The sequence below is a fragment of the Natrononativus sp. DTA114 genome, assembly GCF_059736515.1.
In genome coordinates, this window is sequence record NZ_JCASSN010000001.1 from 395,926 (window position 1) to 419,764 (window position 23,839).

Genomic DNA, 23,839 nt, shown 5'->3' on the forward strand with positions numbered 1-23,839 from the left:
TTATTGTCCCTCCGCGCGTTCCGGGTGGAGTTCGTCCGCAAGCGGGCTGTTCTCGTCGAAGGCGACGAGATCCTCCTCGTCGACGTCGACGACGTACGACGGGATCCGCTGGCGCTGATCGCCGAGGACGATGTGGCCGTGAACGATGAACTGGCGGGCCTGCTGTGGCGTGTGGGCCAGTCCCTTCCGGTAGGCCACCGTCTGGAGACGGCGCTCGAGCACTTCCTCCACCTCGAGGCCGAGGACGTCGCCGAGACCGTCTTCCTCGCCGAGGACACCGGCGCGCGTGAGTCGACCGAGGAACTCCTCGGTTCGGCGCTGTACGGCGTCCTCGTCCTGTGGCTGGGCGAGCAGATCACGCGCCTCGCGCCGGTAGGAGCGAAGCTGAGACTGCGCGCGCCAGAGCTCTTCTTTGTTCTTCAGGCCGTACCGATCGAGCAGCGAGTGCTCGGAGGCGATTCGCTCGCCCTGGTAGGGGTGGTTCGGCGTCTCGTAGTGTTTGGTGTCGCTACCGAGCGCCATTATTCGTCACCCTCCTCGGCGGCCTCTTCGGCCTGTTCTTCTCGGATCTCCTCGACGTTGACGCCGATGGTCCCCTCGGTACGACCGGTGGACTTCGTCCGCTGGCCGCGGACCTTCTGACCGCGCTTGTGGCGGACTCCCTTGTAGGAGTCGATCATCTTCATGCGGTTGATGTCGTGCTGACGGGTCAACTGGAGATCGTTGCCAATCTCGTGGGTGGTTTCGCCGGTGTAGAAGTCCCGCTGGCGGTTGGTTAGCCACTCGGGAACGTCTTCGGCGTAGCTCTCTACGATATCGACGACGCGCTCGATGGTGTCCTCCTCGAGGCGGCCGAACGTCGCGGTTCGGTCGACCTCGGCCTTCTCGGCGATGATCCGGGCGGTTCGTCGACCGATCCCGTTCATCTCGGAGAGCGAGCGCTCGACGGACTTCGTCCCGTCCAGGTCGGTCTGACCGATCCGGACGAAGTACTGAAGATCGTCGTCGTCCTGTTGTTCTTGAGGGTCTTCCTCGCTCATGTGTCGTGTATCTGTGTCTGGTCTGCGTGCGATGCGAGTACTGATGGAATCCCATCAGCGTGGTCTGGGTCCGACGTCGTGGCGGGGATTCGAACCCCGGAGGCTTGACGCCACATGGTTAGCAACCATGCGCCTTGGGCCGCTTGGCTACCACGACTCGTGTCTATCATCGCCCTTCCGGACTCGGGGGCGGACCCCCTACAGCGTATTGCACTCGAACGTATCCGTGTGGGGTACTTAAGCGCAACGAAACGCCCACCGCCCCGGCCACACTGGGCCCCGTTCTGTCACTCGTTCGAAACACTCCTAACTTATTACGGTCGACACGATAGACCGAACTAACAGGTGTCCCGAAACGACCTCCTCGCCCGTCTCGTCGCTGCCGTCATCGGTATCGTTGCGATCGCGATCGCCGCAGCGACGCTTCGCTCACCGGTCGAAACCGGCGGCGACGGCGGGCAGGGGAGCGGCGAGGAAGTCGGCCGTCCCCCCTCGGAGGCACCCGACGCGGGCGAGCACGCGCTCCCGCTCTTCGAGTTTCTCTTCTACGCGCTCATCGTTCTGGGTGCCATCATTCTGGCGTGGTATCTGATCACCCACCGCCGGGAGATGGTCAAGATGATTGCCGTCTACCTGGCGGTCGGTCTTCTCGTCCTGGCGCTGGTCGGCGCGTTCTTCTACTTCGGCGTCGGCGAACAGCTTCCGGAACGAGAGGTGCCGGATGAACTACAGGCGGGCGAAGAGTTCGGCGGCGAGGAGCCCGGCGAGGGTGACGGCGACGCCGATCCCATGCCGTTCGGACCCCTGATCGGGCTGCTCGCGGTCCTCACCGTGATCTTCGTTGGAACGTTGTTTCTCAGTGGCCTCTCCGACGACGAGGACGCCACCGGCACCGTCGTCGCCACCGAGCCGGAAGCGGGGACCGACGACGCAGTCGCTGTCGCCGCAGCCGCCGGACGCGCCGCCGACCGCATCGAGAACACCACCGACGTCGACAACGAAGTGTACCGGGCCTGGCGGGAGATGACCGACCTCCTCGAGGTTTCCCGGCCCGAAACGAGCACGCCCGGCGAGTTCGCCGACGCGGCCGCCGACGCCGGCCTCGAGCGCGAGCACGTCCGGGAACTGACCCGGCTGTTCGAGGACGTCAGGTACGGCCACCGCGAGGCGACCGAGGAGATCGAAGCGCGCGCGGTCACGGTTCTACGGCGAATCGAGGAGGCGTATGCGGAGGCCGACGCCGCCGGAGGTGACCGCGAGTGAGCGTTCGTCTCGTTCCGCTGGGACTCGGTGTCGCCGCGTTTCTCGTCGGCCTCGCGGTGTTGTTCGACACCGTGGCAGTCAACACCGTCCAGGGGACCATCATCCTCGTCGGGATCATCGTGACATTCGGCGCGTTCCGGCCGCTGTACCGCCGACTCGACGCACGCGAGCAGCTCGGAACGCCGGATCCCGAACACCGCATCCAGGTACCGGTCCCCGGCGAGTCGCTGCGCGAGGCCGTCGACCAGTTCCGATCGGAGACCGTCGCGTTTACCGTGACGAGCAAACGGATCGTCGACGGCCTTCACGGCGCGGCGCTCGCCGTTCTCACCCGGTTCAACGGCCTCTCGAACGAGGAGGCCCGACGGCGAATCGAGGCGGGGACCTGGACCGACGACGAGCACGCCGCCGCCTTCCTCTCGCCCGACCTCGAGCAGCCGGCGGACTCGCTTCGCCAGCGGATCGCACGCCGCCTCGACCGCTCCAGCGACTTCCGCCTCGGCGTTCGCCGAACCGCCGCGGCGGTCGCCGCGATCGGTTACACCGGACTCGGAGGCCGAGCCCAGCCGGACGATCTCCCCCAGTACGATCGCGAGGAGCTCGAGGACGTCGTCCCCCGGACGACGACCGAACGCGTGGACGGAGTCGTCGACCGGACCCGCCGCTCGACCGGCTACTGGACGGGGATCGGTGCGATCGCGCTGTTCGCGGTCGGTATCGGCGCGGCCGCCGAATCCCCGGCGGTCGCGCTCGCCGGCGTCGTCGGCGTCGGGTACGCCGGCTTCGCCGCCGCCCTCGACGCGCCCGCGCCCGCCCTCACCGTCGACCGAACTGTCGACGAGGAGTCGCCCGAACCCGGCGACGAGGTCGCCGTAACCGTCGAGATCACCAACGACTCCGGCTCGCTCGTCCCCGACCTCCGGTTCGTCGACGGCGTTCCCTCGGGACTGGCCGTCACCGACGGCTCGAGTCGGATCGGAACGACGCTTCGCCCAGAGGAGTCGGTTACCCTCGAGTACACGGTGACCGCCCGCCGCGGTCGCCACGAGTTCGATCCCGCGCTCGCGATCACGCGCGACCTCTCGCGGTCGACCGAACGAGAGTTGCTGATCGGCTGTGAAACCGTCATCTCCTGTGAACCGGTCCTCCGACCGACGGCGACACCGGTTCCGCTTCGCACGACGGCAGCGACGTTCTCCGGCCGGCTGATGACCGCGGAGGGGGGCGCCGGAACGACGTTTCACTCCGTTCGCGACTACCGCCGCAACGACCCCCTGAACCGGATCGACTGGAACCGCCACGCCCGAACGGGCGAACTCGCAACTCTCGAGTTTCACGAGGAGCGTGCGGCTCGGGTGCTGGTGCTCGTCGACTCCCGGAAGGCGGCCTACCTCGCGCCGGAGCCCGACGCCGCCCACGCGGTCGACCGATCGGTCGACGCGGCCGGGCGGATCGCGGCCTCGCTGCTCGAGGAGAGCGACACGGTCGGACTGGCGGCGTTCGGTCCGCTCAGTCGTCCGGACAGCGACGACGGCTGGGACCCCTGCTGGCTGGCGCCGGCGTCCGGCCACCACCATCGGGTGCAGCTCCAGCAACTGCTCACGACGCACCCACAGTTTTCGACGGTTCCACCCGAAGTGACGACGCGCTGGCTCACCCAGCTCAGAGTCCTTCGGCGTCGGCTCTCGGGGGAGACGCAGATCGTGTTTCTCTCGCCGCTGTGTGACTACCCCTCAGCGATGATCGCGCGGCGACTCGACGCACACGGCCACCCGGTGACGGTCATCAGCCCCGATCCGACCGCCGAGCGGACGACCAGTCAGCAACTCGCGCGGGTCGCCCGGCGAATTCGCCGCTTCGACCTCCAGCGGAGCGGGATTCCGGTTATCGACTGGCGAGCCGAGGAGACGCTCGACGACGCGCTCGCCCGGACGAACGCGGGTGATCGACGGTGAGCGAACTCACCCGTCTGCCGACGCGGATCGCGAGCGTTGCCGCCGGCGTCGCCGGGATCGTCGCCGTCGCCACCGCTGGGATGGGGTCAGTAAACGCTATCGCCATCGCTGCGGTCGGCTTCGTCTGTCTCAGCGTCGGGCTGGTTCGCGGAACCCGCCTTGCGGTCGACCTCGGCTGTCTGCTGCTGTTCGCCGGCGTCGTCGTCTCCGGTCTCGGAAGCGACAGCGTCGAACTGACGGTGCTCGGAACCGTCGCCGCCGTCATCGCCTGGGATCTGGGACAGGATGGCATCGACCTCGGGGAGCAACTCGGGCGGGAGACGGCGACGGCTCGACTCGAGACCGTCCACGTCGTCTCGAGCCTGTTCGTCGGACTGCTCGCGGCGACGCTCGGCTACGGGGTCTACCTCTTTGCAGCCGACGGACAGCCGGCTTCGGCCGTCGTCCTCCTGTTGCTCGCGGCCTGTTTCGTCGTCATGGGGCTGGGTTCGCGCGCGTAGCTGCGCCGCGACCTACTCAGACCCCGATGTACTCCTCGTTGAACTCCCACTCGCCGCGTTCGTTTCGGACCATGTACTCGCCGTAGTACGGCACGCGGTTGGCGACGACCTCACGGAACGCCTCGCGGATCTCCGGTCTGGTCATCTCGCCCATCGATCGCAGGTCGTCGTTGCGGTTGAGACACCCCTTCAGGTAGCCCTGGTGGGTCACCCGGACGCGGTGACAGTTCGCACAGAAGGTGGGGTTCTCGACGGGATCGACGATCTCGACCATGCCGCCCTCGCCACTGGGGCCGCCGATCCAGTACCGTTTGCGGTCGTGCATCTCGCGGTGTTCGATCTCCTCGGCCTGTTCGGCGAGCCAGCCGTGGACGCGCTCGATGTCGACGTTCCACTCCGGCTTGCCGGTTAGCTCCGGCATGTACTCGATCAACTGCAACTGGAGGCCGTCGTTTTCGGCGACGTGGTCGACCATCTCGGGGACGTAGCCCGCGGTGTGCTCGAAGACGACCATGTTGAGTTTGACGGGGTCGAGCCCCGCCTCGAGGGCCGCCTCAACGCCCTCCATCACCGCGTCGTAGCCGCCGCTTTTAGTGATCTCGGCGAACGCCTCCCGGTCGAGGGCGTCCTGGGAGACGTTCACCCGCGAGAGGCCGGCGTCGACGAGCGCCTCCGCGCGCCCGGGGAGAAAGGTGCCGTTGGTCGTCAGCGACGTTTCCATCGAGTCGGGCGTGCGCTCGATGATCTCCTCTAAGTCCTGGCGGAGCATCGGTTCGCCGCCGGTGAACTTCACGGCGTCGACGTCAAACTCGGCGGCAACCTCGAGAAATCGCACGACGTCGTCGGTAGCCATCTCGTCGTCGCCCGGCGCCATCGGACCGCGGGTGTCACCGAGTCCTTCGTTGTGACAGTAGACGCAGTCGAAGTTACACCGATCGGTGAGCGAAACGCGAACCCCCGTTACCTCGCGTCCGAAGTCGTCGGTGAGCATCGATCACTCGTTGCAGGCGAATCCGCTTAAACGCGCCGACCGATCCCCTCGTCCGTAACCAGTATCGGTTACGATTTTCGAGGGGGTACACAACCGCCGGTTCTCCAGCGGCGAACCCGGGAGGGGACCACTCTTAACCGTCGGCACCCTGGAAGTAGTCGATGAGTACGATCGCCGAACTCACGATTCCCGCGGACGAGTTTGCGCTCCGGCAGGCGCTTGAAACGACCGGTGGTGTCGAAGTCGAGATCGAACGCGTCGTCGCCTACGATCCGGATCAGGTGATGCCGTACGTCTGGTTTACGGGGGAGCCGGAACGGCTGGAAGCGCTGAACGACGCCCTCGAGGACGACGCCAGCGTCGAGGGGGCGGAACTGCTCACGGATCTGGGTGAGGAGCGTCTCTATCGAATGAGCTGGGTCGACGACGTGACGATGATAATCCACCTGCTGACCGAGGAGAAGGCGACGATCCTCAAAGCGCGCGGGGAGGGGAGCCACTGGCGGTTCCGAATCCTGTTTCCCGAGCGGGAGTCTCTCGCCCGTACCTACGACTTCGCGGGCGAGGAAGGGCTGGCGATCAACATCGAGAAGATCCACCAGCTCGACGACGACCGGCAGGGGCGCCACGGTCTGACCGACGCGCAACACGAGACGCTCGTCGCCGCGCTCGAGGGGGGATACTACGAGATTCCACGCGATGCGGATATGGAAGCGCTCTCGACCGAACTCGGCATCTCTCACCAGGCGCTCTCCGAGCGACTGCGTCGAGCTCACCGCGCGCTCGTCGAGGACGTAATCGCGATCGGGACGGAGGAAACGGCCGAGCCGGAAAAGCCGACCTGATACTGATCGCTGTAACTGGTTCCCGGTAATCGCTGTCCCGGTGAGTGTCACCGATACCGAATTACGACGGACCGTACGAGTCGACACAATACCTACCGTCCTCGAGAACGAGCGAAACCGTATGGACGACGAGATGCTCAGCGATCAGCGTCGGCTGGTCGAACTGCTCGAGGAGGAGGGGTGGGACGTGACCGACGTCGAACTGTCGGCGTACGATAGCCCGTGGGCCGACGATGACGATCCCGAAGCGACGGTGACGCTAACGGCACGGAAGGGCTACGAACCCGCGGACGAGAGCGGAACGGACGACGACAACCCGTTCCGGCTCAAGTGAGGATGTCGGGACCGCTCAGCCCTTGATGTTGCAGACGGGGAACGTTCTGGCGACCTTGTCACCGATTCCCAGGGCGTCGGAGACGCGAACGACCTCGTCGACGTCCTTGTACACCCCGGGGGCCTCCTCGGCGACCGTCGCCCCCGACTGGGCTTTGACGTAGATCTGCTGTTGGTCCCGAAGTTCCTCCTGGACGTCGCCGCCCCAGTAGTCCTTCTTGGCCTGCGTTCGGCTCATCACCCGCCCGGCACCGTGGGCGGTCGAACCGAAGGTGAGATCCATCGAGCGCTCGCCGCCGCGGAGAACGTAGCTTCCCGCGCCCATGCTGCCGGGGATGATCACCGGCTGGCCCACCTCGCGGTAGGCCTTCGGAACCTCGGGGTGGCCCGCCGGGAACGCGCGCGTCGCGCCCTTGCGATGAACGTAGAGTTCGCGCTCTTCGTCTCCGACGGTGTGGAACTCTTTTTTGGCTATGTTGTGGGCCACGTCGTACAGCAGCTCCATCTCCATGGCCTCCCAGGAGCGGTCGAACACCCGCTCGAAGACCTCTCGGGTGCGGTGCATGATCAGCTGGCGGTTGACCCACGCGAAGTTGATCGCGGCGTTCATCGCCCCGTAGTAGTCCTCGGCGAGCTGTGAGCCGGCGGGCGCGGCGGCCAGCTCCCTATCGGGCAACTGATTGAGGAGGCCCTGGTGCTGTTGTTCGATCTTTCGCAGATAATCGTTACACGTCTGGTGACCCAGCCCGCGCGAGCCGCAGTGGATCAGGACGACGATCTGGTCCTCCTCGAGTCCGTACGCCTCTCCCACCTCCGCGTCGAAAATATCGGTCACGCGCTGGACCTCGAGGAAGTGGTTCCCCGACCCCAGCGAGCCGATCTGATTCTTCCCGCGATCCTTGGCCTTCTGGCTCACCTTCGAGGGATCGGCACCCTCGCGCATTCCCTCGTCCTCGCAGTGTTTGAGGTCGTCCTCGACGGCGTGGCCGTGCTCGAGCGCCCAGTCCACCCCGCGAGCCAGGATCTCGTCGACGGTGTCGACGCCTGCTTCGACGACCCCGCCGCCGCCGAGTCCCGACGGGATGTTCGCAAAGAGCGAGTCGACGAGCTCCTCCTCGCGGCCCTGGAGATCGTCGTAGGTGAGGTTGGTCCGCATCATCCGGACGCCGCAGTTGATGTCGTACCCGACCGCTCCCGGCGAAATACAGCCGTTTTCGGCGTCGAGCGCCCCGACTCCGCCGACCGGGAAGCCGTAGCCCTGGTGGCCGTCGGGCATACAGAGCGCGTAGTTCGTGATCCCCGGCAGGTGGGTCGTGTTTTTCAGCTGTTCGAGGGTCTTGTCCTCGCTGATCTCCCTGAGCAGCGCCTCGCTCGCGAGTACGCGCGCGGGAGTGCGCATCTCTCCCTCTCGTGGGATCTCCCAGACGAACTCCCGGACCTGCTCGAGGGTGATGCCGTCTGCGTCGAACGTGGTCATACTCGGACGTTCGCCATCGGGCGTGAAAGCACCTGCGCTCGATCGATCCGTCGGACGGTTCCGAACGAGTGGACCGACTACGATCCGGAAGCCGGTGTCGGGGCCGCTTCCTCGAGTTCGTCCTCAACGACCTCCATCCGGTTGTCGAGGGCGTAGGGGCCGCCGCCGGTGATCAAGAGCACGGAGGCCATCCCGAACAGCGCGACGTGGGCCAGAACGGGATCGTCGGGCAGCGCGAAGAGTGTGAGCGAGAACATCGTGATCGCGGTCGCCGCTCCGGCGCGGGTGAAGACCCCCGCGACGAGTGCGAGGCCGAGAGCCGTCTCGGCGAGGCCGGCACCGAGCACCCAGAGTTCGGGGCTCACGGGGATCACCGCCGTCAGGTCGTACCGGTCGACGACCGCGAGGGCGAGTCCCGGTTGCAACAGCTTCTGTGTGACGCCGAGATAGACGAACGTGACGCCGAGCCCGACTCGAGTGACCGTCGGCAGGTAGCGTTCGTAGGGCTCGACTCGCTCCCGGAACCGTCGGGCGCGGTCGTAGACGACGTCGACCCGGCCGTACAGCGTCCCCGGTCCGCCGACGATCCGTCCGAGGACGTGATCGGCGCTCGGCTTCCCGCTGCCGACCAGCGTGATAGCGAGCAGACCGCCGACGAACTCGAGCTGTAACAGTAGCGTCGGCCAGATTGCCGCACCGACGAGGTAGATCGCGAGCGCGACGAGCGCGACGAGTCGCGTCGCCAGCCCGAACAACAGGAGAAAACCGAGTGCCACCTGGAGCAGGCGAAGTTGAACATCGACCGCAGGGCTAACGAAGTAGCCGGCAAAGCCCGCGCCGATCAGCGGGATGCCAAAGGAGATTCGCAGGAGCCAGGGGACGTATTCCGTGTACTCCCGCATGGCGAACCGAAACGCGGCGACATCGCGGGGTGCGGGTCGAACCCACAGGTAGCCGGTCGCGACGGCGAGAACGATCAGCGCACCAGCGAGCAGGGGACCGACGACGGCGGGATCCGACAGCGCCTCCCGGAAGAACTCGGCGACACCGACGTCGTGTTCCTCATCGACGACGTACTCCTCGTGGGCGCCGACGGAACCAACCGCGAGCACGAGCGAAGCGAGCATCGAAGCCACGAACGCGGACCGCCGACGGCGGAGCCCACTGAACATGCGGCCCGGTACGGCAACGACGGATAAAACGCTCCCGTCCCGGATCGAGTGGCTGCTACACGTCGAAGACGACGTACGCCTCCCACTCCCCGTTGCGTTCCTCGAGACGCATCTCCGAGTAGGTCACCGCCTTGATCTCCCTGGCGGTGATCTCCGAGAGGGGGATTCCGCGGGCCCGGCCCTCGAGACGCCACTCGCCGTTTTCCGTGATGGTCACGTCGTTATCGGCGGGAAGCTCGAGCCGGACGTCCCGCAGGTAGATGAGCTCGTCGAGGTAGTCGAACAACAGCGCCTCGCGGCTTTCAGCGGTAACGGAGAGCTCGAACGGGTCGGCGGGGCCGCCAGCGTCGGACTCCGCCTCGGGAATCGACTCACAGGAGGCCGCCGCCAGCCCGTCGGCGACGCCCGCGAAGACCGCCTCGAGGTTTTCGCCCGTCGCGGCGACGCCGACGTCGGCAGTGTGGTCCCGAAGTTCGAAGGGCATCACGACTCCCTTCGCCAGCTCGGGTGGTATGTCCGTCGCTTTCGACCGCCCGCCGTCGTGCGTGAGGCGGCTCCGTCCCCACGTTCCGCGGACGCGGATACCCAGCGACTCTCGAATCGAGCGGCGACTTATCGTCACGTGGTGGCACTACTCCCGCAGTTGCTGCCGGTGGAATTATATTGTCGCTGCTGCTACGATGTGGTAGTGAGCGTCAACGTAGACAGTCGCGTCGTCCCGCCAGGCAGCGACGACTTCGTCGACGATGCCTGGCTGCTCAAAGAGCAGATCCACGACGAGGAGGGTGTGCTCAAACAGCGATGGGACTTTTTCACGGACGCCTACCGCCGCTCGACGGTTCACTGCTACCTCCACGACCGCGACCTGGTCGGTTTCGCCGCCGTGCGCCGCGACGGCTACATCCTCTTTCTCGCCGTCTCGCCGGCCTGCCGCGGCGAAGGGATCGGCAAACGGCTCGTCGCTCGCGTCGCCGACGATAACCGAACCGTCACCTGCCACGCCCGGACGACAAACGAGAACGCCCTCCGGTTCTACGAACACCTCGGCTTCGAGATCAAACGCCGCATCGACAACTACTACGAGGACGGCGGCGACGCCTACTACCTCAAACTCGGCTCCGACACAGGCATCGCGGACCGCCTCTCCGATTTCGTGCGCCGATAACGCGGTCGGCGTGAACGCCGCCGTCCGACCGCAACTCCGGCAGGATTATACCACCCCACGGGAGAGTACTCGAGGCATATGGAGGAGCGAACGAGGGCGTACCTTCGGGGCCGGTTTCGCGACCACTACCGCCGGGCGGATATCACGCTGCCACCCGCTGCAAACGAGCGCGAGTGGGGCTTTATCCCGTGGACGGAGGGGCCGGGCACAACGATGGTGCGCCACCGGTCGCTGCTCGAACTGGGCGACCTCGAGTCGTTCCTCGAACGAAAGCGGCCCCGGCACGTCTACTTCTCGGCCGGGCGCTACCGCGACCCCGGTGCGGGGTCGATGAGCGAGAAGGAATGGCGCTGTTCCGATCTGGTCTTCGACCTCGACGCCGATCACCTGCCGCGGGTAACGCTGGGCGAGGACTCCTACGCGGAGATGCTCGCGACCTGCAAGGACGCCCTCCTGCGACTGCTCGACTTTCTCGAGGACGATTTCGCGTTCGAGGAACTCGAGGTCGTCTTCTCGGGCGGCCGGGGTTATCACGTCCACGTCCGCGACGAGTCGATACTCGAACTGGATCGCGAGCACCGCCGGGAGATCGTCGACTACGTCCGCGGCATCGGCCTCGAGTACGAACAGCTGATCGAGGAGGAAACGGTCGCCGGACTCGGACGGAAGACGCCGACACAACGGCGAACTCTCAGAACCGAGGGCGGCTGGGGCGCACGCGCCCACCGGGAACTCATGGCGTTTCTGGACGACCTCCTCGAACTGGACGACGAGGACGCCTTAGAGCGCCTCCAGGAGTTCGACGGTATCGGCGAGGGGAAGGCGACGGCGACGCTCAACGCCGCGCGCAACAACCGTGCCGAGATCGAGGCCGGTAACGTGACGGTTCACACCGCCGTTTCACAACTCGCCGAGCGCTTTGCCGCTCGTGCCGTCGAGGCGGACAACGCGCCGATCGACGAGCCGGTGACCACCGACACGAACCGGCTCATCCGCCTGCCAGGCAGTCTCCACGGGGGGAGTGCGCTCGAGACGAAGCGCATCGCTCGGGACGAGATCGACGCGTTCGACCCCCTGGTCGACGCCGTTCCGGAGACGTTCACCGGCCACGAGATCGCCGTCGACGTAACCGGCGGCGGGACGGTCGAAATCGGGGGAACGACCCGCGAGATCGAGTCAGGGGCCCAGCGCCTGCCGGAACACGTCGCCATGTTCCTCATGGCCCGCGGGCGAGCGGAGAAGGAAAAGGAGTGAGCCGTAGAAATCTCACGACGATATATTTACAACCCCGGGCGATGTTCACTCAGTTCAGGAGTTCACTCCGGCCGTCCTGACGGGGCGGCAACAGGTGGTGGGTAGCAAAGGATGAATTTAGACGAGTTGCGCACGGTCCAGAGCAAGGAGCGCCAGAAGGACAGCCTCCAGCACCTGCGCCCGTCGTTCTACCAGGAGGTCGGCGAGTACATCACGAATCTCGAGGCCGAGCGCGAACGCGTCGCCGAGGCCGCCGACGATCCCTTCTCTTCGCCCGAAGTCGGCCGACTTACGGACGAGATCGAGACGGCCACCGACGTGGTCGAGGCCATCTACGAGCGCCGAATGGGGAAACTCGTCAAGCAGGCGAGCCTCGCCGCGGCGGGGATGGCCGCGGACGACGAGGGACTGACCGCCGAGGAGGCCGACCTGTTCGACGACCTGGTCGAGCGAATCCAGACGAACAAGGGCCGAGTGCTTGACGTCCTCGAGGGCGTCGACCCCGAGGACGCTGCGGATGTCGAGGGCGCTCGAGCGGAGCCAGCCGAAGACGACACGCCGCCGACGCCACCGGATCAGCCGGCTGCCGATCAGCGCCCCGAGCCAACCCCCGACGACGCAGCGGACGACGGCGTCAGCGTCGCGGACGCGATGGGTGGTGATCTCCCCGCGGCCGCGGAGCCACCGGCCGAATCCGACGCCGAGGAACCCGCCTCGAGTACCGACACACCGGCGGCGCCGCCGGACGACCCCGATCCCCGGGCGAGGCGAGACGAGCGGCCCGCGGGGGAGCCATCGGACTCCGATTCGGAGCCCGAAACCCCCGACGCTGGCGACGACCCCTCGGTCGACCGCGTTACCGTTCGGATCACCAGAGACATCGGCTCGATTCTCGGCGTCGACGATCGGGAGTACACGCTCTCGAGCGACGACATCGTCACCCTGCCCGAACAGAACGCGACGCCGCTGGTCGACCGGGACGCGGCGACGCCCCTCGAGTAGCGCCCTCTCGGCGACCCCGAAGCGAAATCACCGCACGCGTTTGCAACCGACAGACATACCCTCGAACGGCCGAACCCACAGGTATGCTTACAGTCGGTGACGAGGCACCCGAGTTCGAACTGCAGAATCAACACGGCGAGACGGTTCGGCGCTCCGATTTCGAGGGCCAGCGCCTCGTCGTCTACTTCTACCCGCGGGCGAACACCGAGGGCTGTACGATCGAGGCTTGCGCCTTCGAGGACCACCGTCCCGATTTCGACGCCCGGGACGCGGCCGTCGTCGGGATCAGCGACGATCCCGTCGAGGATCTCGAGCGCTTCGCCGACGAGCACGGTCTCGAGTTCGACCTCCTCTCCGATGAGGAAGGCGAGGTGTCGACGCTCTACGAGTCCTACGGGGAAAAGCAGATGTTCGGCAACACGTTCGACGGCGTCTTCCGCAACACGTACGTCGTTGGGCCGGACGGAACGATCGAGGCCGTGTACGAGGGAGTCTCGCCCGAAGGCCACGCGGCGGAGGTGCTGGAGGGGCTCGAGGGCGAGGGCGACTGAACCAGCGAGGCCTACGCAGGGTTCCGACCGCACACGGCGCTCGCGGAGCGGGTCGAGCCGAGGCGGGTCGCTATGGCCAGCCACCGGGGAGTTCGTCCCGATGATCGCCCATCACGCCGAGAACCGGTTCGACCTCCTCGAAGGCGGACCCTCGCCGTATCGTCCCGTCTTCTCTGTTCCACTCGAGATACTCCGCTTCGACGAGTCTCGGAATGTGGACGTGGTGAAGTTCGGTCACGAGCCGTTCGAGGTCGTCGTCCTCGGTGGCGATCCTCTCGACGTCGAGTGCGTCGCGCGATTCGCGGTCGCCGACGAGCAGGAGAAGACGCCGACGGTGCGGATCGCTGAGGACGTCGAACAACCGGTTCAGGGGTTGGGCATCATCGGAGCGGACGGGTGCGCGTTGCGCCATGACTCCCGGTTGACGGACGGCAGTGGAAAGGATACCGTCGAACGTGTTTCACCGTCAGGATCGCCGACGCGTATTATCTAGATCGGGGCGGATCCGTCCCGCGATGTGGCGTTACTGCAGCCGTCCCGGCCGCTGCAGGGGACGAGGCTCGAGCCTGCGGGTGACGGAACTCGAGCGACCGCGAGCGGCTGCGAACCCGGCGCGTTCAGCTGTTCTCGAACGCCAGTTCGCAGAGCCGGCGCTCGGCTTCTCGGAGGTGATACGAGAACGTCGACTGCGTGATGTCCAGCGCGTCGGCCAGCTCCTTGCCCGTTCGCTCGCGCGGCGATTCGAAGAATCCGCTCAGGTACGCCATCTCGAGGATTTCCCGCTGGCGGTCGGTGAATCGATCGTCGAGGGCGTCCCGAAGGTTCTGTGGCGTCGTGACCGGTCGATCGCGGGTGCGATGGGCCGCGAGCTCCGTCGTCGGGTAGATGTCTCGAACGCGTTCGACGAACTCGCGAGTGGAACTGTCGGCGGGGAGGTCGACGACGACCGTGGTGGCGTCGTCCCCCGCGGTGAGCGAGCGGATGAGGGCGTGGTTGTCGAGGAGACGTGACGCGAGTGTCGGCTCGGCGACCGTCGCCTCGAACGCACACCGCGTTTCGTCTTCCCGAATCTGCTCGATTCCGGCGACGCCGGGCAGCCGCTCGCCGGCGGCGAGAACCTCGTCTGCCGGTGCCTCCCGCGTCGTGAAGAACAGGCGGTCGAGATCGTCGCCGTGCGGAACGAGTCCGTCGAACTCGACCTCGCAGTCGATCGCCGCCGCCAGCTCGGCCAGGACGTCGTCCGCATCCCCCACCGTGAGCGTGAGTTCGACGACGCTGTCGGTCAACAGCGTTCGTTTGGTGTGGACCGCGTCGATCGCGTGAGCGATCGTCTCCCCGAGCTCGGCCAGGACGGCGTGGTCGCGTTCGTCCGGCTGCGGGTGGCCGGTGTACACAGACAGCACGCCGTACAGCGAGTCGTGATACACCAGCGGAACGGCGATACACGAGCGAGCGCCCCGATCCAGCGTGGCTTCCCGCCAGGCGGCGGCGCGCGGATCGATCGCGACGTCGGAGATGACCTGTAGCTCCTGGGTTTGCACCGCGGTCGCGACCGGGTTCCGGTCGATCGGCGGCTCGTCGGTCGCGATGGCGAGCGCGTTCACGTACCCGTCGTCGACTCCGGCCCACTCTCGCGGCTCGACCGTCTCGGTGACCGGATTTCGCTCGCCGATCCAGGCGAACTCGTAGTAATCGGAGGCCGACAGCCGCTCGCAGACGGCCCGGTCGATCGCCTCGAGGCTGTCGGCCTCCACCAGGGCCTGATCGATCTCCCGGATGAGACTGTTCAGCCTGTCGAGGCGCTCGAGTTCCTCGTTTCGCTTCGACAGCTGCTGTTTGCCTTCGGCGCGATTCCAGGCCGTTTCGACGGTCGTCGCGACCGTCTCCGCGAGGTCGATCGTCCGATCGTCGAACGCGTCCGGTCGGGTCGAACCGGCGCAGACGACGCCGTGTCTCCCCAGCGGGACGAACAGACAGCTCCGTATCGGAGGTCCGGACCTGACGCCGTCGGGAGCGTCTTCCTCGATGTCGATGGTGAGTTCGCTCGAGACAAACGTCTGCCAGACGCGGTCGTCGAACCCTTCGAGCCGGTCGACCGCCTCGGAGCCGACGACATCGACGCGGCTGGCGTGCTCTTCGAGACTTCCGGTTACCTCGTCGTAGCGCCACAGCGCGGCGTACTCGACGTCGAGGACGGCCCCCGTCAGCGAGGCAACCTGGTCGCTGATCGTCGACGGATCCGCCTCCATCAGCTCGTGGCTGGCGTCGTTGAGCCGCTCGAGTGCCCGCTGGGTGCGCTTTTGCTCGGTAATGTCGTTGAAGAGAATCGCGACCTTTCGCTCCGCCGGCTCGCCGATTCGAAACGCGTAGACATCGAACCACCGGTCCCAGTCGGCAACGTACTGGACGGATCGCGTCGCCTCGCCGGTGCGTGCGACCTGTCCATACGTGTCGTACCAGTCCTGCTCGATCTCGGCAACCAGGTCGTTCGTCGTTCCCCCTTCAGCGTCCACCAGCCCGGTGAGCGCCTCGAACGCCGGGTTCGCCTCGAGGATCCGGAAGTCGACCGGCACCTCCGCCTCGTCGAAGAGCAACTCGACGATACAGAACCCCTCGTCGATCGACTCGAACAGCGTCCGATAGCGCGCTTCGCTCTCGCGCAGGGCCTCCTCGACCTCCCTGCGCTCGGTAATATCCGTGAGCGCACCGGGGAACGTCTGGGCGTCGCCGTTCTCGTCGCACTCGACGTGACCGCGGGCGACCACCCACCGCTGTTCTCCCTCGGCGTTCCAGACGCGGTACTCCTCTTCGTACTCGCCGCAGGTCTCGACGGCCTCTTCGATCCGTCGCACGACGCGGTCGCGGTCGTCCTCGTGGATCGAGGACAGCAGCCGGTCGAGGGAGATGCCCTCGCGCGCCGCCTCGGGATCGACGCCGAATGTGCGTGCAAATGAGCTGCCGACGGTCATCTGATCCTCGGGAATCCGCCACTCCCAGGTCCCGATCGCCCCCGCCTCGGTCGCGGCCTCTAGTTGTGCCTTCGCGTCGTGCAGGAACCGTTCGCGTTCCTTGCGCTCGGTGATGTCCTGGGCCATCGTCATACCGGCGTAGACGTCGCCGTGCTCGTCGGCGACCGGGACCGCGTGTATGAGCCAGTCTCGGCCGACGTAGGAGAGTTCGATCGTCGCCTCCTCGCCCTCGATCGCCGCCTGCAGCGTTGGCTCGAAGTCGTCGGCGACGTCACTCCCCCACACCTCACGCGGCGTTCGACCTTCCACCTCGTCCGGTGACACCGCCAGCTTCTCGAACGCCTGGCCCGCGGCGAGCGTGTACTCGAGATCGTCGTCGAACAGGGTGACGATGCCGTTGGGAAAGTTCTCCACGAGCGTACGGTAGCGCCGCTCTGACTCCTCGAGCGCCCGCTCGTGTTCCTTGCGGACGGTGATGTCGCGCCCGATACCCGCCAGGGCGGCGTCGCCGTCCGGGGTCTCGAGTCTGGACGCGCTGAACTCGTATGGGAGCCGCTCCCCGTCTTTGGTCACCACCGTCACCTCGACGCGCGAGTGCCCGGTTTCGAAGATCTCCGCGATTCCAGCTGCGAGCGCGTCGTGATCCTTCTCGACGATGAACTCCAGCGGATGCATCGACTCGACCTCCGCGTCCGAGTAGCCGGTGACCGCGGTCAGGCTCTCGTTCCACTGTCGGTAGTTCCCGGCCTCGTCGACGACATAAATCATATCGTCGACAGCGGAGAGGATGTCATCGGCGTACTCCTCGGTTCCGCTCGACGTGGAGCGATAGCGGCCGATCGTACCGGCGAGGACGTTGGCGACGCTCTGGACGAAGTTCGCGTCGTGAGCCGAAAACGTTCGTCGCTCGGTCGTCTGCGTCTCGAGTACCCCCCACGGATCGTCGACCGGGCCGATGCTGACGCCGATCCCGCTGACGACGTCGCTGTCGGGAAGGAGTTCCGAAGCCGAAAAGCGCGATTCCGTCCGGCGATCGTCGACGACGACCGGTTCGGCGGAACCGAGCGTGAAACCGACCCGCGACGCTTCCTCGCGACGAACTCTCGTCTCGACCGCATCATCTTGCCAGTCGACGCGTTGACGAAGTGAGAATTCGTCACCGCCCGGCAACAGTTCGAAAACCGCCCCGTACTCGGTATCCAGCGTCTCCGTGACGATCGTCGTCGCCTCGTCCAGCAACTGATCGAAGTCGTCCCGTTCGATCGCCCGGCGGCTGAGATCGGTAACGGCTTCCTGCTGGCGAACGACCTCCTCGAGCGCCGGATCCGTCTCTGGTGACGAATTCACGGTTCTACCCGAAATGTATGTTGGCACATACCATAACAGTCCCGGACCGAGAAGGGGGGCGCGAGGCGCTCTCTTCGACCGTAATCGGAAATAAGCGTAAGGGAGAACCGTCGGAGGCGAGGGGGCCTACTGGAAGGTCCGGCCGACTTCTCCCTCCCTGGTCTCCGGCTCGGAGGTCTGGAACTGCTCTTCGATCTCCTCGTAGCGCTCGCGCGTCTCGGGGGTCACGCTCGGCTGGACCTCGTCGAGCGCGTGCTCGAAGTGGTCCATGCTGATCCGGACGTTCCCGACCGTGTCGGCCATCTCCTCGGGAGAGACCGACTGGATGAACTCCCGCGTGGCGGCCATCGAGGCCTCGCGACAGACCGCCTCGATGTCGGCGCCGACGTAGCCCTCGGTGCGGGCCGCGAGTTCGTCGAGGTCGACCGCTTCCGCGAGCGGCTTGTCCCGCGTGTGGACCTCGAAGATCTTCCGGCGGCCGTCCTCCTCGGGAACGGGCACGTGGACGTGACGGTCGAGCCGTCCCGGGCGCAACAGCGCCGAGTCGATCAGGTCCGGGCGGTTGGTCGTGGCGATCACGACGACGTCCTCGAGTTCCTCGAGGCCGTCGAGTTCGGTCAGCAGCTGGGAGACGACGCGTTCGCCGACGCCGGAATCGCCGGTGCGCTGGCCGCGCTCGGTCGCGATCGAGTCGATCTCGTCGAAGAAGATCACGGTCGGGGCGTTCGACCGGGCCTTCTCGAAGACCTCGCGGACGCCCTTCTCGGACTCGCCGACGTACTTGTTCAGCAGTTCGGGGCCCTTGATCGAGATGAAGTTCGACTGGGCCTCGTTGGCGACCGCCTTCGCGAGCAGGGTCTTCCCGGTGCCCGGCGGCCCGAACATGAGAACGCCCTTGGCGGCCTGCATGTCCATCGCCTGGAACACCTCGGGGTAATCCAGCGGCCACTGGATCGTCTCGCGGAGCCGTTCTTTGGTGTTCGAGAGGCCGCCGACGTCCTCCCAGGTGACGTCCGGCACCTCGACGAACACCTCGCGGAGCGCGGAGGGCTGGATGCCCTTGAGCGCCTCCTTGAAGTCACGCTCGGTGACCCGGAGCGACTCGAGGACGTCCGCGTCGATCTCCTCGGACTCGAGGTCGAGTTCCGGGCGGATACGACGGAGGGCGTTCATCGCCGCCTCCTTGGTCAGGCTCTCTAGGTCGGCGCCGACGAAGCCGTGGGTGTTCTCGGAGTACTGGTCGAGATCCACGGAGTCCGACAGCGGCATCCCGCGGGTGTGGACCTGCAGGATCTCCTTACGACCCTCCTTGTCCGGGACGCCGATCTCGATCTCGCGGTCGAACCGACCACCCCGGCGAAGCGCGGGGTCGATGGCATCGACGCGGTTGGTCGCGGCGATGACCGTGACGCGGCCGCGCTCCTCGAGGCCGTCCATCAGCGAGAGGAGCTGGGCGACGACGCGGCGTTCGACGTCGCCGCCGGCGTCCTCGCGTTTCGCCGCGATGGAGTCGATTTCGTCGATGAAGACGATCGCGGGGGCGTTCTCCTCTGCCTCCTCGAAGACCTCGCGAAGCTGCTCTTCGCTCTCGCCGTAGTACTTCGACATGATCTCCGGGCCGGAGATGGTCTCGAAGTAGGCATCGATCTCGTTGGCGACGGCCTTGGCCATCAGCGTCTTCCCGGTGCCCGGCGGCCCGTGCAGCAGGACGCCCTTTGGCGGCTCGATTCCTAACTGCTGGAACAGCTCGGGGTGGCGCATCGGCAGTTCGATCATCTCCCGAACCTGATCGAGTTCGTTGTCGAGGCCGCCGATGTCCTCGTAGGTGACGTTCGGAACGCCCTCGGCGGAGCGGCCGCCACCTTCGGAGATCTGCTCGGCTGGCGTCTCGGAGATCTCGATGCTCGTCGAATCCGTGATGACGACCATCCCGCTCGGCTGCGTGCTCGCGATCTTCAGCGGCACGGACTGCCCCGAACTCGCCATCGGGCCGAACGACAGCGAGAACGGCACCGTCTGTCCCTCGGTGACGGCCTGACCGCTCAGCTTGTCGCGGACGAGCGGGCCGATGTCGCCACGGATCCGGAGGTTCTGTGGCAGCGCGACGGTCACCGACGACGCGGCGGAGACGTCCGCCGCTTCGATCGTGACCCTGTCGTCGATACCGACGTTAGCCTCCTGGCGCAGGCGGCCGTCGATCCGAACGACGTTTCGCCCGTCGTCCTCGGGGTAGCCGGGCCAGACACGGGCGACGGTTTGCGCCTCGCCCTTGCCTTCGATGAGGATGTAGTCCCCGTTCTCGAGGTCGAGTTCGCGCATCGACGCGCGGTCGATCGCGGCGAGACCGCGCCCTGCGTCCTTCTGTTTGAGTGGTTTAACGGTGAGTCTCATTCGTCTGCCTCCATCTCGATAGTGAGCACGCCGTTTTTGATAAGCGTGTTCGCGTCAGTCGCGTGTTCGGGAAGGTCGAACTCGTACTGTTCGTCGTCACTGACCACGATCACCGTCCCCTCGAGGACGTCGACGGAGGCCTCGATGCCACCGAAGTCGATCGCGAGTACGGTTTCGTCGTCGTACGTGTACTGGCGTACCAGATGCCCATCGTCGCGGGCGAGTTGTTCGAGAGTCATTATAACTAACCCAAGGTAAGCTATACTATAATATATATCTTTCGCCTGTAAACCCGGAGAAGGGAGTACGGTACGGCAAAACAGCTTGTCCGTGGTTCACGCCGATGACCGACCCCCGAACTCCGTTTCGGGCGACGCCACGGCGTGGAACGTAACTCCGGGCTTTATACGCGAATCCGACCTCTCTCCGGTATGGAACGGGTTGTGAACCTCGGGCGGGAGATCGCGTACGACCACTCCGATCGAGGCGGCGACGGAATCGGTTGTTGTTTCGTCCACGGCAGCGGCGGTTCGCGGGCAGTCTGGAAGTCACAGCGTCGCCTCTCGGGTCGACGACCCGTCACCGCACTCGATCTCAGCGGTCACGGTGACTCCGAGGATATCGACGCGGATCCCGGATACACTGCACTGTCGGCGTACGCGGACGACGTTCTCGCGGTTGCCCGCGAAACCGACTCGCGCGTGCTCGTCGGCAACTCACTCGGCGGGGCCGTCGTGCTTCACATTCTCCTCGAGCGGGAGTTCGAGCCCGAGGCGGCTGTGCTCACCGGAACGGGGGCGCGCCTCGGCGTCCTTCAGGACCTCCTCGAGTGGCTCGACGACGACTTCGACCGCGCGGTCGAGTTTCTCCACGCCGAGAATCGGTTCTTCCACGACCCCGATCCCGAACTGCGCGCGCTCTCGATCGACGCGATGCGCGAGTGTGATCGAGCCGTCACTAGCCGGGACTTTCACACCTGCCACGAGTTCGACGTCCGCGAGCGCCTGGGTGAGATCGACGTCCCCGTCCTCGCGGTCTGTGGCGAGTACGACCAGCTCACCCCTCCGTGGTTCCACGAGATCCTCGCCGCCGAGATCGATGATGCCGCGTTCTACGAGATCGGAAACGCCGCCCATCTGGCGATGCTCGAGCGACCCGAAGCGTTCAACCACGCAGTCACCGCGTTTCTCGACTCGCTCGAGACGTAACCACCGGCCGGCGCGGCCCAAACCGGTCGTTCGAAGGTCGGGGCATCTCGCAGGTATCGTACTGAAACGAGACGTGTGAGTAGTCGGGTGAACGGGGGTGCTTATGCGTCCAGCGGTGAACGTACACACATTCGTTATCCGACGCTATCGAGTGGGGAATTCCAAGAATGAGTTCGAAACTTCATCCCCAGTCCCTCGATACGCTACTGCTGCTCATCGCGCACCACCATCGAAGACAGCTCATCCTGTACTTCGCGGAGTCCGCGAACGAGACGGCGACGATCGACGAACTCGTCACCCACCTCACGAAAACCCGCCCACAGTCGGAAGCGGCCAGCCACGGTTCCCAGCAGGTCGGAAGACAGCTCTACTACGAACACCTGCCGCGGCTCGAGGACGCGGGGTTGATCGAGTGGGACGCCCACAGCGAGACGGTCCGGTACTATCCGGACGGGACCGTCGAACGGCTGTTGTACGCCATCCGTCCGCTAGCAGATCAGTACCATCCGTCGACGGACGAGAGGGAGCGACCGACGTAGTACGTATCGCGCCGAGAACGAACGCGCTCGAGAGGGGTTTCGCCCGCCCCTACGCGTCAGTAGATATCTTCCAGATCGGCTTCCTCGTGGCTGTGTGCCTCGCCCGGGAACTCCCGCCCTTCGACGGCCGAAACGTACTCTTCGACGGCCGACTCCATCTCCGCGCGAACGTTCCCGAACTGTTTGGAGAACGAGGGGCTCCACTCGCTGAGCCCCACGGCGTCGTGGAAGACGAGCACCTGCCCGTCGCAGTCGGGTCCGGCGCCGATCCCGATCGTCGGAATCTCGAGCGCCTCGGTCACCTGGGCGGCCACGTTCGAGGGAACGTGTTCGAGGACGAGCGAGAACGCTCCGGCGTCCTCGTGGTCGCGCGCCAGCTCGAGGATGCGTGTGGCCGACTCCTCGTCGGTTCCCTGGCGGGGGAAGCCGCCGTACTGATTGACGTGCTGGGGCGTGAGTCCGAGGTGGGCCATCACCGGGATGCCGAGCTGGACCATCTTCTCGGTGATCTCGACGGTGTGGGGGCCGCTCTCGAGTTTGACCGCCTGGGCGCCCTCCTCTTTGAGCATTCGGCCGGCGTTCTCGAGGCTCTGCGCCTCGTCGACGCCGAACGAGAGGAACGGCATGTCCGCAACGACGAGGGCGTCTTCGGTCGCACGAGCGACGGCGCCGACGTGTCGTGCCGTATCATCGACCGTGACGGGGACGGTCGTCTCGTAGCCGAGCGTCGTGTTGCCGACGCTGTCGCCGACGAGGATGATGTCGGTTCCGGCCTCGTCGACGATCGCCGCCGTCGGCGCGTCGTACGCCGTCAGCATCGTAATCGGTTCCTCCCCCGCCTTCGCGCGCACGTCCCGAACGGTAGGCATATCCGTAGCATTCGGTCCGGATTAGTAAACAGCACCGCTTGTGGTCGCCACCGCCGCCGCTCGCAAGCGCCCCGTCGCGACGGCGGCAAACGGCGGGCTTAATACGACGCCACCGTGATCGACGCTCGTGCCAGAACCCGTCGAATCGACGTCGCCTGAGGGGGTCGACTACGGCTGGGTGATGCAGACCACGTTCGTGATTACGATCGTGGTCGGCGCGCCGGTGGTCGCGTTGCTCTCGACGACCGCGGAGCTGTCGACGTGGGGTGCGCGAGCGGAGTTCGCGATCCGCGTCGGCGCCGTCGTCTGGATCCTGGTCGCGCTGGCGGTCTTCGCCTACGCGAAACGGGTTCAGGGGTAGTACCGCTAGTAACTCGAGGGGCCGTCACCTACGTACTCGAAGGCCGTCCCCGCCCGTTCGGCGGTCCGCTCGTCACGCGTCGAGTCGCCGATAAACAGCGTTCGTTCGGCTGAGACAGAGAGCTCTCGAGCCGTCGCGAGCAAGGGTTCGGGATCCGGCTTTCGTGTCGCGACGGTGTCCCGCCCGACGATGGCGTCGACGGCGTCGAGCAGATCGTGTTTCTCGAGGGCGATTTGGCAGGCCTCCTCGCAGTTGAGCGAACAGACGCCGACCGGTATCGACCGCGCTGTGGCCTCGTCAGCGTGGGCGAGCCGCGTCGACGTTCGGGCACCCTCTCGCTCGTGGGCGGCGATTGCCTCCTCGACGGCGTCGCTCACGCCGGCCTCGCTCGAGGCTGCGAGCAGCTCCCACAGATCCTCGCTCGGTGGCGTTTCGCCGGCGCTCGCGTACAGTTCGAGAACGTCGATCGCAACGGCGGTCCAGTCGACGTCCAGATCGACGAGGGTTCCGTCCAGATCGTAGACGACTGCGTCGTACTCTGTCACGACTGTGGGTACGCACAACCGCGGAATTAAGACTTCGGTGCATCTTGCGGCCAAACGGGAAG

Annotated in this window: 24 protein-coding genes and 1 tRNA gene; 12 read left to right on the top strand and 13 right to left on the bottom strand. The window is 66.0% G+C overall.

Annotated features, from left to right (window positions below):
* From AC6I6S_RS02090 to AC6I6S_RS02100, 3 genes are all read right to left on the bottom strand, one after another.
* Nucleotides 1-522, bottom strand: a complete 522-nt coding sequence (locus tag AC6I6S_RS02090; RefSeq protein WP_497948063.1) for a 30S ribosomal protein S4 — start codon at nucleotides 520-522, stop codon at nucleotides 1-3.
* Complete coding sequence (locus AC6I6S_RS02095) at nucleotides 522-1,040, bottom strand: 30S ribosomal protein S13 (protein WP_497948065.1); 519 nt, start codon at nucleotides 1,038-1,040, stop codon at nucleotides 522-524. The genes AC6I6S_RS02090 and AC6I6S_RS02095 overlap by 1 nt, the downstream gene beginning before the upstream one ends.
* 74 nt (nucleotides 1,041-1,114) lie before the next feature.
* A tRNA-Ser gene (locus AC6I6S_RS02100) sits at nucleotides 1,115-1,197 on the bottom strand.
* Between the two features lie 188 nt (nucleotides 1,198-1,385).
* On the opposite strand from AC6I6S_RS02100, the gene AC6I6S_RS02105 reads away from it, so the two are divergent.
* Genes AC6I6S_RS02105 through AC6I6S_RS02115 form a run of 3 tightly spaced genes read left to right on the top strand, consistent with a single transcriptional unit; the run spans nucleotide 1,386 to nucleotide 4,758 of the window.
* On the top strand, nucleotides 1,386-2,303 hold the full coding sequence (locus tag AC6I6S_RS02105) for a DUF4129 domain-containing protein (protein WP_497948066.1): 918 nt from the start codon (nucleotides 1,386-1,388) through the stop codon (nucleotides 2,301-2,303).
* Nucleotides 2,300-4,258, top strand: coding sequence for a DUF7269 family protein (locus AC6I6S_RS02110; RefSeq protein ID WP_497948067.1), 1,959 nt, complete (start codon nucleotides 2,300-2,302; stop codon nucleotides 4,256-4,258). Before AC6I6S_RS02105 ends, AC6I6S_RS02110 begins: the two co-directional genes overlap by 4 nt.
* Nucleotides 4,255-4,758 (top strand): DUF7519 family protein, encoded by a 504-nt coding sequence (locus tag AC6I6S_RS02115; protein ID WP_497948068.1) that lies wholly within the window; start codon nucleotides 4,255-4,257, stop codon nucleotides 4,756-4,758. The genes AC6I6S_RS02110 and AC6I6S_RS02115 overlap by 4 nt, the downstream gene beginning before the upstream one ends.
* A gap of 16 nt (nucleotides 4,759-4,774) precedes the next feature.
* On the opposite strand, the gene moaA is transcribed toward AC6I6S_RS02115, so the two are convergent.
* Nucleotides 4,775-5,749, bottom strand: coding sequence for a GTP 3',8-cyclase MoaA (moaA, locus tag AC6I6S_RS02120; protein WP_497948070.1), 975 nt, complete (start codon nucleotides 5,747-5,749; stop codon nucleotides 4,775-4,777).
* A 161-nt stretch (nucleotides 5,750-5,910) separates the two neighbouring features.
* Between moaA and AC6I6S_RS02125 the strand changes: the two genes are divergently transcribed.
* Nucleotides 5,911-6,594 (top strand): helix-turn-helix domain-containing protein, encoded by a 684-nt coding sequence (locus AC6I6S_RS02125; protein ID WP_497948071.1) that lies wholly within the window; start codon nucleotides 5,911-5,913, stop codon nucleotides 6,592-6,594.
* Nucleotides 6,595-6,715: 121 nt separating this feature from the next.
* Nucleotides 6,716-6,928 (top strand): hypothetical protein, encoded by a 213-nt coding sequence (locus AC6I6S_RS02130; protein ID WP_497948072.1) that lies wholly within the window; start codon nucleotides 6,716-6,718, stop codon nucleotides 6,926-6,928.
* A 15-nt stretch (nucleotides 6,929-6,943) separates the two neighbouring features.
* On the opposite strand, the gene AC6I6S_RS02135 is transcribed toward AC6I6S_RS02130, so the two are convergent.
* The 3 genes from AC6I6S_RS02135 to AC6I6S_RS02145 all read right to left on the bottom strand — a co-directional run bounded on the left by AC6I6S_RS02135 (nucleotide 6,944) and on the right by AC6I6S_RS02145 (nucleotide 10,060).
* Nucleotides 6,944-8,404, bottom strand: coding sequence for an RtcB family protein (locus AC6I6S_RS02135; RefSeq protein ID WP_497948073.1), 1,461 nt, complete (start codon nucleotides 8,402-8,404; stop codon nucleotides 6,944-6,946).
* A 77-nt stretch (nucleotides 8,405-8,481) separates the two neighbouring features.
* Nucleotides 8,482-9,576, bottom strand: a complete 1,095-nt coding sequence (locus AC6I6S_RS02140; RefSeq protein ID WP_497948074.1) for a DoxX family protein — start codon at nucleotides 9,574-9,576, stop codon at nucleotides 8,482-8,484.
* 55 nt (nucleotides 9,577-9,631) lie between these two features.
* Nucleotides 9,632-10,060 (bottom strand): archease, encoded by a 429-nt coding sequence (locus AC6I6S_RS02145; RefSeq protein ID WP_497949286.1) that lies wholly within the window; start codon nucleotides 10,058-10,060, stop codon nucleotides 9,632-9,634.
* 204 nt (nucleotides 10,061-10,264) lie between these two features.
* Between AC6I6S_RS02145 and AC6I6S_RS02150 the strand changes: the two genes are divergently transcribed.
* The 4 genes from AC6I6S_RS02150 to bcp all read left to right on the top strand — a co-directional run bounded on the left by AC6I6S_RS02150 (nucleotide 10,265) and on the right by bcp (nucleotide 13,548).
* Nucleotides 10,265-10,741, top strand: a complete 477-nt coding sequence (locus tag AC6I6S_RS02150; protein WP_497948076.1) for a GNAT family N-acetyltransferase — start codon at nucleotides 10,265-10,267, stop codon at nucleotides 10,739-10,741.
* A 78-nt stretch (nucleotides 10,742-10,819) separates the two neighbouring features.
* Complete coding sequence (gene priS / locus AC6I6S_RS02155) at nucleotides 10,820-11,995, top strand: DNA primase small subunit PriS (RefSeq protein WP_497948077.1); 1,176 nt, start codon at nucleotides 10,820-10,822, stop codon at nucleotides 11,993-11,995.
* 111 nt (nucleotides 11,996-12,106) lie between these two features.
* Nucleotides 12,107-12,997: a DNA replication complex subunit Gins51 gene (locus AC6I6S_RS02160; RefSeq protein WP_497948078.1), complete on the top strand. Its 891-nt coding sequence runs from the start codon at nucleotides 12,107-12,109 to the stop codon at nucleotides 12,995-12,997.
* Nucleotides 12,998-13,080: 83 nt separating this feature from the next.
* Nucleotides 13,081-13,548, top strand: a complete 468-nt coding sequence (gene bcp, locus AC6I6S_RS02165; protein ID WP_497948079.1) for a thioredoxin-dependent thiol peroxidase — start codon at nucleotides 13,081-13,083, stop codon at nucleotides 13,546-13,548.
* A 70-nt stretch (nucleotides 13,549-13,618) separates the two neighbouring features.
* Here the strand turns inward: bcp and AC6I6S_RS02170 are convergent, their stop codons facing one another.
* The 4 genes from AC6I6S_RS02170 to AC6I6S_RS02185 form a co-directional block, all read right to left on the bottom strand.
* On the bottom strand, nucleotides 13,619-13,960 hold the full coding sequence (locus tag AC6I6S_RS02170; RefSeq protein WP_497948080.1) for a DUF7344 domain-containing protein: 342 nt from the start codon (nucleotides 13,958-13,960) through the stop codon (nucleotides 13,619-13,621).
* A 205-nt stretch (nucleotides 13,961-14,165) separates the two neighbouring features.
* Nucleotides 14,166-17,864 carry a PAS domain S-box protein gene (locus tag AC6I6S_RS02175; protein WP_497948081.1) on the bottom strand — a complete coding sequence of 1,233 codons (3,699 nt, stop codon included), beginning with the start codon at nucleotides 17,862-17,864 and terminating at the stop codon, nucleotides 14,166-14,168.
* 126 nt (nucleotides 17,865-17,990) lie between these two features.
* Complete coding sequence (locus AC6I6S_RS02180) at nucleotides 17,991-20,255, bottom strand: CDC48 family AAA ATPase (RefSeq protein WP_497948082.1); 2,265 nt, start codon at nucleotides 20,253-20,255, stop codon at nucleotides 17,991-17,993.
* Complete coding sequence (locus tag AC6I6S_RS02185) at nucleotides 20,252-20,494, bottom strand: DUF7127 family protein (protein ID WP_497948084.1); 243 nt, start codon at nucleotides 20,492-20,494, stop codon at nucleotides 20,252-20,254. Before AC6I6S_RS02185 ends, AC6I6S_RS02180 begins: the two co-directional genes overlap by 4 nt.
* 192 nt (nucleotides 20,495-20,686) lie before the next feature.
* Between AC6I6S_RS02185 and AC6I6S_RS02190 the strand changes: the two genes are divergently transcribed.
* Together AC6I6S_RS02190 and AC6I6S_RS02195 are read left to right on the top strand one after the other, a co-directional pair.
* Nucleotides 20,687-21,463, top strand: coding sequence for an alpha/beta fold hydrolase (locus AC6I6S_RS02190; RefSeq protein WP_497948085.1), 777 nt, complete (start codon nucleotides 20,687-20,689; stop codon nucleotides 21,461-21,463).
* Between the two features lie 167 nt (nucleotides 21,464-21,630).
* Nucleotides 21,631-22,002 (top strand): DUF7344 domain-containing protein, encoded by a 372-nt coding sequence (locus AC6I6S_RS02195; RefSeq protein ID WP_497948086.1) that lies wholly within the window; start codon nucleotides 21,631-21,633, stop codon nucleotides 22,000-22,002.
* Between the two features lie 56 nt (nucleotides 22,003-22,058).
* Here the strand turns inward: AC6I6S_RS02195 and panB are convergent, their stop codons facing one another.
* Nucleotides 22,059-22,871 carry a 3-methyl-2-oxobutanoate hydroxymethyltransferase gene (gene panB / locus AC6I6S_RS02200; RefSeq protein ID WP_497948088.1) on the bottom strand — a complete coding sequence of 271 codons (813 nt, stop codon included), beginning with the start codon at nucleotides 22,869-22,871 and terminating at the stop codon, nucleotides 22,059-22,061.
* Nucleotides 22,872-22,998: 127 nt separating this feature from the next.
* Here panB and AC6I6S_RS02205 point away from each other — a divergent pair, with 127 nt between their 5' ends.
* Nucleotides 22,999-23,232 carry a DUF5822 domain-containing protein gene (locus tag AC6I6S_RS02205; protein WP_497948089.1) on the top strand — a complete coding sequence of 78 codons (234 nt, stop codon included), beginning with the start codon at nucleotides 22,999-23,001 and terminating at the stop codon, nucleotides 23,230-23,232.
* Nucleotides 23,233-23,237: 5 nt separating this feature from the next.
* Here the strand turns inward: AC6I6S_RS02205 and AC6I6S_RS02210 are convergent, their stop codons facing one another.
* The gene (locus AC6I6S_RS02210; protein ID WP_497948090.1) at nucleotides 23,238-23,777 is read right to left on the bottom strand and encodes an HAD family hydrolase; all 540 of its coding nucleotides are present in this window, start codon (nucleotides 23,775-23,777) and stop codon (nucleotides 23,238-23,240) included.
* Nucleotides 23,778-23,839 lie beyond the last annotated feature (62 nt).

What these genes read in the sequence shown, in the direction of transcription:
- AC6I6S_RS02090 (WP_497948063.1), bottom strand. Translation starts at nt 522, where the DNA reads ATGGCGCTCGGTAGCGACACCAAACACTACGAGACGCCGAACCACCCC.
- AC6I6S_RS02095 (WP_497948065.1), bottom strand. Translation starts at nt 1,040, where the DNA reads ATGAGCGAGGAAGACCCTCAAGAACAACAGGACGACGACGATCTTCAG.
- moaA (WP_497948070.1), bottom strand. Translation starts at nt 5,749, where the DNA reads ATGCTCACCGACGACTTCGGACGCGAGGTAACGGGGGTTCGCGTTTCG.
- AC6I6S_RS02125 (WP_497948071.1), top strand. Translation starts at nt 5,911, where the DNA reads ATGAGTACGATCGCCGAACTCACGATTCCCGCGGACGAGTTTGCGCTC.
- AC6I6S_RS02130 (WP_497948072.1), top strand. Translation starts at nt 6,716, where the DNA reads ATGGACGACGAGATGCTCAGCGATCAGCGTCGGCTGGTCGAACTGCTC.
- AC6I6S_RS02135 (WP_497948073.1), bottom strand. Translation starts at nt 8,404, where the DNA reads ATGACCACGTTCGACGCAGACGGCATCACCCTCGAGCAGGTCCGGGAG.
- AC6I6S_RS02140 (WP_497948074.1), bottom strand. Translation starts at nt 9,576, where the DNA reads ATGTTCAGTGGGCTCCGCCGTCGGCGGTCCGCGTTCGTGGCTTCGATG.
- AC6I6S_RS02145 (WP_497949286.1), bottom strand. Translation starts at nt 10,060, where the DNA reads ATGCCCTTCGAACTTCGGGACCACACTGCCGACGTCGGCGTCGCCGCG.
- priS (WP_497948077.1), top strand. Translation starts at nt 10,820, where the DNA reads ATGGAGGAGCGAACGAGGGCGTACCTTCGGGGCCGGTTTCGCGACCAC.
- AC6I6S_RS02160 (WP_497948078.1), top strand. Translation starts at nt 12,107, where the DNA reads ATGAATTTAGACGAGTTGCGCACGGTCCAGAGCAAGGAGCGCCAGAAG.
- bcp (WP_497948079.1), top strand. Translation starts at nt 13,081, where the DNA reads ATGCTTACAGTCGGTGACGAGGCACCCGAGTTCGAACTGCAGAATCAA.
- AC6I6S_RS02170 (WP_497948080.1), bottom strand. Translation starts at nt 13,960, where the DNA reads ATGGCGCAACGCGCACCCGTCCGCTCCGATGATGCCCAACCCCTGAAC.
- AC6I6S_RS02180 (WP_497948082.1), bottom strand. Translation starts at nt 20,255, where the DNA reads ATGAGACTCACCGTTAAACCACTCAAACAGAAGGACGCAGGGCGCGGT.
- AC6I6S_RS02185 (WP_497948084.1), bottom strand. Translation starts at nt 20,494, where the DNA reads ATGACTCTCGAACAACTCGCCCGCGACGATGGGCATCTGGTACGCCAG.
- AC6I6S_RS02190 (WP_497948085.1), top strand. Translation starts at nt 20,687, where the DNA reads ATGGAACGGGTTGTGAACCTCGGGCGGGAGATCGCGTACGACCACTCC.
- AC6I6S_RS02195 (WP_497948086.1), top strand. Translation starts at nt 21,631, where the DNA reads ATGAGTTCGAAACTTCATCCCCAGTCCCTCGATACGCTACTGCTGCTC.
- panB (WP_497948088.1), bottom strand. Translation starts at nt 22,871, where the DNA reads ATGCCTACCGTTCGGGACGTGCGCGCGAAGGCGGGGGAGGAACCGATT.